Source organism: Xanthomonas sp. NCPPB 3005, from assembly GCF_041228095.2.
GTDB classification, from domain to species: domain Bacteria; phylum Pseudomonadota; class Gammaproteobacteria; order Xanthomonadales; family Xanthomonadaceae; genus Xanthomonas_A; species Xanthomonas_A bonasiae.
In genome coordinates, this window is record NZ_CP166096.2 from 3,740,856 (window position 1) to 3,752,299 (window position 11,444).

An 11,444-nucleotide genomic window follows, 5' to 3' on the forward strand; every position below is an offset into this window, starting at 1 on the left:
ATCCGCACGCGAACGCGGCACACGCCAGCGATGCGACGCGCAACCTGTCACCAAAACGCCACGCGGCAGCCTCCGCTCGGGCCGATCGCAGGCGTGCCGCCGCGCCACACGCCCGGCATTCAGTCGCCACTCATGCGCCGGCGCCTGCCCCGCATCGGCACGCCTACCGCGCAAGGACGAACGCCCGCATACCGGATGCCGGAGGCACAAGCCGTTGCCCGACAAGGGAAGCGACGAATGCCGAAGCGCAGACGCTGCGGCATGCCTGCCATCGGCAATGCACACGTTTGCTACGCGATGCCGCGAGCGCGATTGTTTTTCGCTATCCATGCAACCTTTTCGCCGGCCCTAACTTTTTTGTACGTACATGACACGCGCCGTTTTCCGTTCCTACCATTGCGTCGGTAGTGAAGGGGGGGTCCCCACTCCAAGCCCCGAAGGACACCGCATGAACAGGCATTACGCGCACCGGAAACTCTCTCTGCTGTGGCTGGCGTTGGCTCCCGGATTGATGCTCGCCACGGCGGCGTCGGCACAATCCGCAAGCCCTGCCCCGGCGCAAGCTCCGAACGACAGCGCAGCGTCCGCCAGCCCGCAGGGCGGCAGCTACGGCGACAACGCAAGCTCCGGTTCCACCGCTGGCTATGGCACGGCATTCGGCGGCGGCGCGCCCTATGCCACGCGCAGCAGCTGGGAAAACGCCGGTGGCGGCTATCTCAACACGCGCTTCGCCCCGGCCGAATGGCAGATCACTCCGTTCAACGCGGCGCGGCTGAAGACCGCATGGACCTTCACCACCGCAGGCGACGTGTCCGCCACGCCGACCGTGCAGGGCAGCGCGCTGTACGTGCCCGACTGGGGCGGCCAGCTGTATCGCATCGACACCACGCTGGGCAAGGCGGTGTGGCAGGTGAAACTGTCCGACTACACCGGCAATGCCGCCTCGCTGTCGCGCAACAGCCCGGCGATCGCGCGCAACAGCGTCCTGGTCGGCGACCAGGCCAGCGGCACGGTGGTGGCGATCGACAAGAACACCGGCAAGCTGCTGTGGAAGACCCTGGTCGAAGCCAATGCGCAAGCGCGCATCACCGCTTCGCCGGTGGTATACGGCGATCGCGTCTACGTCGGCGTGTCTTCCGGCGACTGGGGCGGACTGAGCCCTGGCTACAAATTTTCCTTCCGCGGCAGCGTGGCCGCGCTCGACCTGAAGACCGGCAAGCTGCTGTGGAGCTTCCGCACCGCACCGGAAGGCTATACCGGCGCCTCGGTGTGGGGCACGCTGGCGATCGATCCGCAACGGCAGCGCGTCTACGCCACCACCGGCAACAACTATTCGGTGCCGCTGGACGTGGCCAGCTGCGTCAAGAACGCCAACGGCGACAAGACCGCACAGCTGACCTGCCTGGCGCCGGACAACTACGTGGATTCGGTGCTGGCGCTGGACATGCGCAGCGGCAAGCCGGTGTGGACGCGCCGCCTGCAGGGCGCCGACGCCTGGTCGCTGTCGTGCCTGGTCGCGCCGACCGCCGGTGTGTGCCAGGAACCGCAGGGGCCGGACTACGACTTCAGCGGCGGCGGCGCCAACCTGTTCACCGCGATCCGCAACGGCAAGCCGCAGGCCCTGGTCGGCGCCGGGCAGAAGAGCGGCGTGTACTGGGCCTTCGACGCCGACAGCGGACGCACCGTGTGGTCCACCCAGGTCGGTCCGGGCGGCACCGCCGGCGGCATCGAATGGGGCTCGTCGGTGGATCCGCTCAAATCGCGGGTCTACGTCGCCATCAACAACAACAACCACACCAGCTACACCCTGGCCCCCGGCAACACCGAGACCTGGAACGCTGGCTCGTGGGCGGCGCTGGACGCGGCCAGCGGCAGGATCCTGTGGCAGGTGAAGGTGCCGGGCATCGATCCGATCCAGACCACGTTCGGCGCCGGCGGCCGTGGTCCGCTCGCGTCCTCGCCCGGACTGGTCTACGCAGGTTCGATGTCCGGCGCGATGACCGTGCTCGACGCCGAGACCGGCAAGACCCTGTGGAGCTTCGATGCCGGCGGTTCGGTGTCCAGCGCGCCGGCCGTGGTCGACGGCGCGGTGTACTGGGGCGCGGGCTATAGCCGCTTCAACTTCGGCACCGGCGTGCACAAGCTGTACAAGTTCGTCCCGGCCACCTCGCACGCTCACTGATCGCGCGGCGACGCAGCCGAGACAGGCTAGAACCGACAGTCCTCCTGCGCCTGCAGGAGGGCTGTTTTCGTAGACGATGCAGCCGCTGCGAGGCAGGCCGGCGGCCGACGGCGCGACAGCGGCGCTTCCACCACGCAGGCGACAAGCGCGCAGCCCAGCGCCAATCCTTACGACCGCTTCTTCTTTTTCGCTTCCCGGCTTTCTTCGCCCGCAATCAGCGACAGCACGTCGTGGATGATGGTGAACATCGCCGCCTGCGCCTTGTCCCCGTCGCCGCTCTTGATCGCGTTCAGGACCCGACGGTGCGCCGGGATGCTCGCCGTATGCCCGCCGATGCGGTTGGTGAACTGGATCGAAAAACTCAGCGCGGTGTTCACCAGCTCGTGGAATTGCATGTAGAACGGATTGCCGGTCGCGTCGAGGATCGCGACATGGAAGGCCACGTCCGAGGACAGGTGATCGTCTTCGCCGCGGCCGGCCGCGATCATGCGTTGCAGCGCGTGCTGGATCTTGCCGATCGCCTCGGCATTGCCCTGCTGCGCGGCCAGCTTGGCCGCCATCGGCTCGATGCCCTGGCGCATTTCGGTGAACGAACGCAGCAGGCTGTGCGAGAACTTGCGTTCCAGCATCCAGCGCAGCACGTCCGGATCCAGCAGGCTCCAGGTCTGCTCGGGCCGGACCACGATGCCGCTGCGCGGGCGCGCGGACAGCAGGCCCTTAGCGGTCAGCATCTTGATCGCTTCGCGGGTCACGCTGCGGCTGGTGGAGTACGCCGAGGAAATCTCCGCCTCGGTGGGGAAACTCTGCAAACCGTAGATGCCGGCCACGACATCGCGCCCCAGCGCATCGAGCAATTGCGAGCTGAGCGTCGTGCTTCCGAACTGTCGCGCCCCCCTGCCCAGATGGTGCGATTTCATTGCAGGCAGCCGTTTTTACAAGGAAAGATCGAGAGTAGCACGGCGATTTCGGCGCGGAAGTCTTGATTTTTTCACGGCAAATCCGGTGGCCCGGGACACCCGCGGACACGTCCTGGGCACCGGCCGCGCACGCGTGCCGCCGGCCGCCAAACGCCTCACGGCAGCCGTGCGAAAGCGGTCGCGCCGCGACCGGCGATGGGCCCGCACCACGCGCCCCGCCGTGCTGCGCTGCCCTGCCACCGCTCATTCGTCGCGCCCAGGCGCGGCCTGCTCCGCGACGCTGCCCGGCGTCGCGCTCGGCTGCAGGCGGAACCGGTAGCTCGCCGGCTGCAGCGCGATGCGATACGCCGCGTGCGGCTGGCCCCATTTGCTCCACTGATCGTCGCCCCCCAGGCCGATCTGGCGATCGTCGATCAGCAGCGACACCCGGCCATGGGCACGGATGTCGGAACTGTGCGCACTGCCGACCGGCCTGCGCTCCAGGTCGGAATACGGGAACGCGAGCGCGTTGACCGACAGCGGCGCGCGCCCGCTCACGGTCAGCGCCGCACCCTGCTCCGGCGCCAGCCGCAGCCAGCGCACGCCGACCTTGTTGCCGGTCTCCTGCGGGCGGATGTAGTCGTGGTGCTGCTCGGCGATCTTGCCCGCGTACAGCGCGATCTCGCCGCTGCTGTAGCGATCGGCGTAGGTCTCGTGCGGACCGCGGCCATACCAGGCCAGGTCGACGAAGCGGCTGGGCATGGTGAATGCCAGGCCGACGCGCAACGGATCCGGCAGGCCGGGATAGCGCGGGTCGAAGCGCGCGGTCACCTCCACCGAGCCGTCGCGTGCCATTACGTAGGCGACGTCGTAGCGCACGTCGGCCGTCGCGCCATCGCCGCCGAGATCGAAACCGATGTCGATCCTGGCGCTGCCGTCATCGGCCTTGCTGGCGGCGATGGAGCGGACCCGGCGCGTTTCCGACAAGGTCTTCCACACCAGGTGCGTCGCGTACAGGCCGGTGCCGATGTCGTTGTCGGTCGGCGCGCGCCAAAAATTGGGCGCACCGCCCTGCAGCAATTCCTGGCCGCGGTAGGCATAGCGCGCGACCAGTCCAGTGCCGCGGTCGATGCGCAGTTCCGCACCCGCCGCGCGCAGGCTCAGCTCGTCCGGCGCGTCGCGCAGCGCGACCGCGGCGCCGTCCGCCCGCGCCACGGCCGCCGCCGGCGGCGAGGCCAGCGCAAACTGCTCCCAGGACACCACGTGCCCGGCCGGCACTAGCGGAATCGTGCCCTCGCGCGCGTGGGCGCGCACGCTGATCAGGTACTCGGCGCCGGCCTGCTTGTGCAATGCCGGCAGGTCCAGCTGCAGCTCGCCGGCGGCGCCGGCGGCGATCGCCAGGTCCGGCGCGCGGCCCTCCTGCACCACCCGCCCGTCCTGGCGGATCTGCCAGTCGAAAGAGAACCCCGACAGGTCGATGAACGCATGCCGGTTGCGCACCAGGAAGCGCCCGCGATCGGCGTCGATGGCCTCGAACTGGATCGGGCCGTAGACCTTGGCCAGCTCGTGCAGGTGCGGGTTCGGGGTGCGGTCCGACTGCAGCAGGCCGTCGCCGAACTCGATCGCGCTCTGGCCCGAGGGGTTCGGCCCGTAGTCGGCGCCATAGCCCCAGTACGGGCGGCCGTCGGCGGTCTTCAGCAGCATGCTCTGGTCCACCCAGTCCCAGATGAAGCCGCCCTGCAGGCGGTCGTGCGCATAGATGGCGTCCCAATAGGCTTTCAGGTCGCCCAGGCTGTTGCCCATCGCATGCGCGTACTCGCACATGATCAGCGGCTTGTGCGCATACTCGGTGCTTGTCGCGTAATCGACGATGCGCGCCACCGAGTCGTACATCGGCGCGTAGATGTCGGCATAGGCATTGGGCGCGTGCTGCGCGTACAGCGTGCCCCAGCCCAGGTAGCTCACCAGCCGGGTCGTGTCGCGCGCGTGCAGCCAGTTGGCGGCCTTCTCGAAACTCGGGCCGATGCCGGCCTCGTTGCCCAGCGACCAGAAGATGACCGACGGATGGTTCTTGTCGCGTTCGAACATCCGCTGCACCCGCTGCAGGTGCGCCAGCTCCCAGGTCGGGTCGTAGCCGAGCTGCACCTTCTCGCGCGGACGCATGCCCTCGTTGCCGGCCTGCATGTAGGCATGCGATTCGATGTTCGCCTCGTCCATCACGTACAGGCCGTATTCGTCGGCCAGCGCGTACCACAGCTCCGCGTTCGGATAGTGCGAGGTGCGCACGGCGTTGATGTTGTTCTGCTTCATCAACGCGATGTCGCGCCGCATCGAGGCCTCGGAGATCACGTGGAACGTCTGCGGATCGTGCTCGTGCCGGTTCACGCCGCGGATCTTGACCGGCTTGCCGTTGACCTTGACCAGCCCGTCCTTGACCTCGACGGTGCGAAAGCCGATGCGGCTGGCGCTGGCCTGGATCAGCCGCGCATCGGCGTCGTGGACCTCCAGCAGCAAGGTATACAGATTGGGCGTTTCCGCGCTCCACGGGCGCACCTTGCCGATCGCCCCGGACAGCGTGAGCGCCGCCTCCTGCGTGGCCGCCGCCACCGTCGCCTGCCGCACCAGCACTGGCGTGTCGCCGTCGAGCAGCGTGGCGGTGACCCGCGTGCCCTTGGCCGCGTGCACCAGGCCGACATCGACATCCAGCGCGCCGCCGACATAGCGCGCATCCAGCGTGGCGCGCGCGAAGAAATCGCGCAGCCAGGTCTGCGGCGTGGCCAGCAGGTAGACATCGCGCTCGATGCCGCTGACCCGCCAGAAATCCTGGTCCTCCAGATAGCTGCCGTCGGACCAGCGATAGACCTCGATGGCGACAGAGTTGCGCCCCGGACGCAGCTGCGCGGTCACGTCGAATTCGGCCGGCAGCTTGGAATCCTCGCTGTAGCCGACCCGTTGGCCGTTGACCCAGACGTAGTAGGCCGCGCCGGCCGCGCCGATGTGCAGCAGCACCCGGCGCCCGTCCCAGCCCTGCGGCACCTCGAAATCCCGCCGGTAGGAGCCGACGCTGTTGATGGCGTGGGCGATGAACGGCTGGTTGGCCGGGAACGGGTAGTCGATGTTGTTGTACAGCGGCTGCCCGTAACCCTGCGCCTGCCAGTCGGACGGCACCGGAATGGTCTTCCAGGCCGACACGTCGTAATCGTCGCGGTAGAACTGCGCCGGGCGCCGCTCCGGCGTGGGCGAGAACATGAAGCGCCAGTCGCCGTTGAGGGAGAGGTGGTAACGGGAATCGCCGATGCGGCCGGCCTTGGCCAGTTCCACCGATTCGTATGGGAAGGACGTGGCCCGCGCCGGCAGCCGGTCGATCTCGTTGACCTCCGGGCGCTCCCACTCGGGCAGCGTGGCGGCGGCCGAAGTCGTGGCCATGTGCAGGCCGATCAGCAGCAAGGCGCTTGCGCTGGCCAGGAGTCGTTGTCGCACTGTCGGTTTCATGGAAAGCCCCTCGTGTACAAAACGGGCGGTCGGGTCGCACTGCGGCGGCGATTCCCGACGTCGGGATGCAGCGCCGGTACTGCGACGCGTGAACATGCGCGGCCGCGCGGCCGCGCGGCTGGGCGCGGGCCGGCTTCATCGTTTGCGCAGGACCACGCTGACCACCGACTGCGGCGGCGCCAGCGCCGCTTGCGCACCGGGCGCGGCCGCGCGGCGGCAACCGGTTTCGGCACGCTGCGAGGCCGAGGTGACGATCACCTGCTGCGACCACGCGCCAGCCCCCAGCGCCTGCGGCGCGATCGCCAGGCGCCGCGCCGACAGCCCGGCGTTGACGTGCACGAACACCAGTTCGCGACCATCCGCCGACAGCGCCGCCACCGTATCCGGATCGTCCACCGGCAGCAGGCGCATGCCCGGCCGCAGATAGCGGCTGAAATTGGCCATCGCCCAGTACTTGCGGGTGATCTGGAAGGGATGCTCCGCCGCCGCGGTTGCGCTCAGGTCCATGCGGATCAGGCCCCAATGGCGGCCGGAGCCGGGCTTGCCGGCCGCGGACGTCTCGATCGCCTGCCAGAACACCCACGCCGACGGCTGCAGACGCTTGAGGTCCAGCACCATGTGCTCGGCCAGCGCCAACGCCGGGCGCATGTCGTCCACGCCCTCCGCCACGTTGGGCGGCGACAGGTCGTTTTCCGACATCCACAGGCGAATGCCGCTGGCGGCGGCGATATCGCGCACGCCGGTCTGCCCGGTGCTGTCGTAGCTGTGCACGTTGAGCTGGCCCAGCACCGCCTTGGTGGCTTCCGAATAGCCGGACCAGTTGCGGATGAAGCCCAGCGCGCTGGTTTCGTCCATCGCCGCGACCCGCGTCTGCAGGCCGCGCGCGCGCAGCGCGCGGTCGCTGGCCTGGAGGATGCGCTCCTGCGCCGGCACGCTCCAGTGCGCGCCTTCCTGGGTGTTGCCGGCGAACCAGTAGGGCGTGTCCGGTTCGTTGACCGGCGACAAGGTGCGGAACGCGATGCCGTGGCGGCGTTGCAGTTCCTCGACCACCCGCGCCAGGTAGGTCGCGAACGCCGCGTCCTGGCCGGGCCGCAGATTGTCGTCCAGCCCGCGCTCGGCGCCGGAGACGCGGCCGCTCACGGTCATGAACCACGGCGGCGAGTTGGAAAACGCCTCGAAGATGCGCAGATCCGCGGGCACCCGCGCGCGGATCGCGTCCAGCCACCAGCGCTGGCCCTGGTCGGCCGACCAGTCCCACATCGCCGGATCGTCCGCACGCCACCAGTCCTTGCCCGATGCGCCCGCCGGCTGCCGCCAGAACCCCGGTATCGCCGCGCCGGGGCGCAGATACGGCGGCGTGTCGGCCGCATTGCCGCCGCCGATGTTGTAGCGGGCGATCACCCAGCCCAGGCCGTCGCGGCCATAGAGCAGGTCGGCCAGGCGGTTGCGTACCGGATCCGGATAGGTGCCGGTCACGTTGGCGAACCAGGCCAGCGCCGTGCCGAAGCCTTCGAAGCGGGTCCGCGGCGACTGAAGGTCCGGACGCAAGGCGACGGTGACCGGCGCGTCGGCATCGCACAGCGGCGCGCCGAGACACGGTAGCGCCAGCGCCGCGACCGCGATGCCGCCGAGCCAGCGGCGCCGCAGCAGCGCAGGCCACGTGCGCGACGTGCGCGGGCGATGCAGTGCGGCGCTACGCATGCGCCACCCGCATCGGCGTCACCATCAGGCTGCCGCCGCATGCCGGCAAATCCAATCCGCATTGGGTCTCGTCGGCCGCCGCGGCCATCCCGCCCGCGGTGCCGCCGCCGACGATCGCGATGCGGCGCAACGGCTCGCCGGCATTCACGTCCATTGCCACCGGTACCGCTGCGTTGCCGAGCGTGATTGCATCTTCATCGGTCCTTGCAAGACATCGATCGCAGGTGCCCGGCCCATGCACGCATGGGCCGGACGCAGCCCGCTTCAACCACCGAAGCGGGCAGCCACCGCATCAGTACGTGATCCGTGCCGAGAAGCCGTAGCGCCGGTCGTTGAGCTCGTAGCGCAACGGCGCGCTCGCCGTGCCGATGTAGATCTCGTTCATGCGATTGTTCAAGTTGACCGCATCGAACGACAGCGCGATGTGCTCGTTCACGTTGTAGCTGACCGAGGCATCCAGCGAGGCATAGGGCTTCTGGTATTGCGGAATGCCGTTGGCGCCGCTGCCCTGGGTGGTGTCCAGGTATTCGCCACGCCAGCTCCAGGCCAGGCGCGCGGTGACGGGACCCTTCTCGTACAGGGCCACCGCGTTGTAGCTGTGCTTGGACAACTTCTCCAGCGGCACCGTGGCCGGGATGTCGGAGCCGGCGGTGGCGAAGGGATTGGACACGCTGCTGTCCACGTAGGTGTAGTTGAACTGGAACCCCAGGCCGCTGAGCCAACCGGGCAGGAAATCGTAGAACTGCTGGTAGGCGAATTCGGCGCCTCTGATGGTGCCGTTGCCGGTGTTGAGCGAGGTGCTGATGTCGTAGTCCAGGCCGTTGTAGTTGCGCACCACGGTGCCGCTGGCCAGGAAGCCGTCCACCTTCTTGTAGAACAGGCCGGCGGTGAGCGAGCCGGCAGGAGCGAAGTACCATTCCAGCGTCGCATCGTAGTTGTCCGACTGGACCGGACGCAGGAACGGATTGCCCGAGGACCCGCCAGGCCGCCCGGTGATCGGATTCAGCTGGCTCGATGCGCCCAGCGAGACGTTGGTCGACATCTGATCGAAGTTGGGCCGCGCGATCAGCTGCGAATAGGCGAAGCGCGCCTGCAGGGTGTCGCTCAGGTGCGCGCGCAGGTTGAACGACGGCAGCACGTCGTTGTAGGTGCGCTCGACCGACAGCGGGGTGATGCCGCCGCCGTCCATGAACACCGCGCCGTCCGAGCCGGTGGTGGTCCTGACCAGGCGCACGCCGATATTGCCGTCCAGGCGCAACCCGGCCAGATCGGTGTCGTAGTCGGCGGTGAAATAGCCGGCCCAGGTCTTTTCGGTCTGGTGGTTGAGGTCGCTCGGCTTGAACGCCGTCTGCGGCGCGAAGCCGAACAGCGCCTCGGTGCGCGCGGTGCGGTCGAACAGGCCGCCGCCGCTGGCGAACTCCGGATACAGCACGCCGCCGGTCAGCGTCTTGCCATCGAAGAAGTCCGGCGACGGCCCATTGCGCACCAGTTCCGGATGCGCCGAAACCGACGGGTAGACCAGGGTCGTGGCGCAGGTCGGATCCGCCCCGGTCACGCCCAGGCAGGCGGCGTTCCAGGTGCCGCGCAGGTCGATGCTGCTGTCGGCGTAGCGCACGCCGGCGCTGAACTTGGTGAACAAACCGCCCTCGGTGAAGTATTCCAGGTCCGATTGCAGCGCCAGCTGGTCGGCGTCGTTGCGGGTCAGCGCATCGGCGATATAGCTGAAGCCGTAGTTGTTGGGATCGCTCAGCAACGCCGGATCGCGCACATTGAAGCGCGGGTTGCCGCCGCGCAGGTCGAAATCGACGATCGAGCGGTTGGCCGCGTTGCTGCTGTCCTCCGAGGCGCGGTCGTAGAGCGAGATGACGAAGCCGTTGCGGTCGGCATCGTAGGACGAGGTGAGGTATTGCGCGTCGAACGTCACCGCCAGCTTCTCGCTGGGATTCCAACGCAGGTTGAGGCTGTAGTTGGTATTGGTCGAGGTGAGATCCTGATCGTAGCGCGCCGACTCGAACATCTGGTTGTCCAGCGCGCCCGAGGTGGCGTAGCCGTTCTTGTCGAAGGTGAAGTCCGCGCCCGCCAACGGCGACGCCGCATCGCGTCGGTTGGCCTGGTAGAAGTACTTGCCCTGCCGGTAGAAGTCGTAGGTGGTGCGCAGGAACTGCCCGGTGACCAGCACCGTATCGGACGGCTTCCACTGCAACGCGGCCGCCGTGCCCAGGCGCTTGCGGTCGCCGCCGTCGTCGTAGATCTGGAAGCCGGAGGGAATCTGCGCGCCGCTCGGCGCGCCGGCGATGACACCGTCCGGCACCGCGACGAACGGGCCGGTCAGGATGCCGTCCTGGCGATAGCTGGAGCGGCCATAGCCGACATTGAACAGCACGCCGATCTCGCCGGCGTCGGTGTCGAAGCGGTCGCTGTACAGGCCCGACGCCGACCCGCCGGTCTTGTCGGCGCGGTCGTAGTAGTTGCCTTTGGCGGTGGCGCTGATGACCCGGCCGGGCGCGTCGAACGGCAGCCGGGTGCGCAGGTTCACCACGCCGCCGACGCCGCCCTCGATGAGGTTCGCCGGCGGATTCTTGTAGACGTCGATACCGGACAGCAGCTCCGGCGGAATGCCTTCCAGGTCCAGCGTGCGGCCGCCGGAAGCGGAAAACGTATCGCGCCCGTCAAGGAAATTGCGCACCTGGGTCAGGCCGCGCACGGTGACGGCCGGCTGCGTGCGGTGATCGAAATCGGTGGCGCCTTCGCCGTAACGGCGCTGGATCTGCACGCCGGTGATGCGTTGCAGCGCTTCCACCGTGTTCGCATCCGGCAGCTTGCCGATGTCCTGGGCCTGCACCGAATCCACGATCTGCGTCGCGTCCTGCTTGATCGCCTGCGCCGAGCGCAGGCTTTCGCGCACGCCGGTGACCACGATGCTGTCCATTGTCTTGACGTCGGTGCCGGCCGGCTGCGCAGCGGCATCCTGCGCGCCCTGCCCGGCAGGAGTGGTGGGCTTGGCCTGCGCCCACGCCAGCAACGGCGTCAGCATCGCCAGGCCCAAGGCGCTGGCGAGGGGATTCCTGTGCTTGGGGTACTTACGCTTGAAGGGCGCACGACTTGTCATTCGAACTCTCTCCGGTACTGACGAAATTGACCTTCGTATCGAAACCGACATCGGCCTTGATGCT

General features: G+C 68.3%; 6 protein-coding genes. 1 reads left to right on the forward strand and 5 read right to left on the reverse strand.

Features of this window, described 5'->3' with window-relative positions; translation table 11 throughout:
• The first annotated feature begins 448 nt into the window (after window positions 1-448).
• Entirely contained in the window at window positions 449-2,182 is a 1,734-nt protein-coding gene (locus tag AB8810_RS16165; protein WP_369914198.1) for a PQQ-binding-like beta-propeller repeat protein, read from the forward strand.
• 167 nt (window positions 2,183-2,349) lie between these two features.
• On the opposite strand, the gene AB8810_RS16170 is transcribed toward AB8810_RS16165, so the two are convergent.
• The 5 genes from AB8810_RS16170 to AB8810_RS16190 all read right to left on the reverse strand — a co-directional run bounded on the left by AB8810_RS16170 (window position 2,350) and on the right by AB8810_RS16190 (window position 11,380).
• A complete protein-coding gene (locus tag AB8810_RS16170; protein WP_191824805.1) occupies window positions 2,350-3,099 on the reverse strand; it encodes a FadR/GntR family transcriptional regulator in 750 nt (249 codons plus the stop codon).
• Between the two features lie 243 nt (window positions 3,100-3,342).
• Window positions 3,343-6,558, reverse strand: coding sequence for a glycoside hydrolase family 2 TIM barrel-domain containing protein (locus AB8810_RS16175; protein WP_369914199.1), 3,216 nt, complete (start codon window positions 6,556-6,558; stop codon window positions 3,343-3,345).
• A gap of 147 nt (window positions 6,559-6,705) precedes the next feature.
• Window positions 6,706-8,271: a glycoside hydrolase gene (locus AB8810_RS16180; protein WP_369914201.1), complete on the reverse strand. Its 1,566-nt coding sequence runs from the start codon at window positions 8,269-8,271 to the stop codon at window positions 6,706-6,708.
• On the reverse strand, window positions 8,264-8,431 hold the full coding sequence (locus AB8810_RS16185) for a hypothetical protein (RefSeq protein WP_372530394.1): 168 nt from the start codon (window positions 8,429-8,431) through the stop codon (window positions 8,264-8,266). Before AB8810_RS16185 ends, AB8810_RS16180 begins: the two co-directional genes overlap by 8 nt.
• A gap of 132 nt (window positions 8,432-8,563) precedes the next feature.
• A complete protein-coding gene (locus AB8810_RS16190; protein WP_369914203.1) occupies window positions 8,564-11,380 on the reverse strand; it encodes a TonB-dependent receptor in 2,817 nt (938 codons plus the stop codon).
• Window positions 11,381-11,444 lie beyond the last annotated feature (64 nt).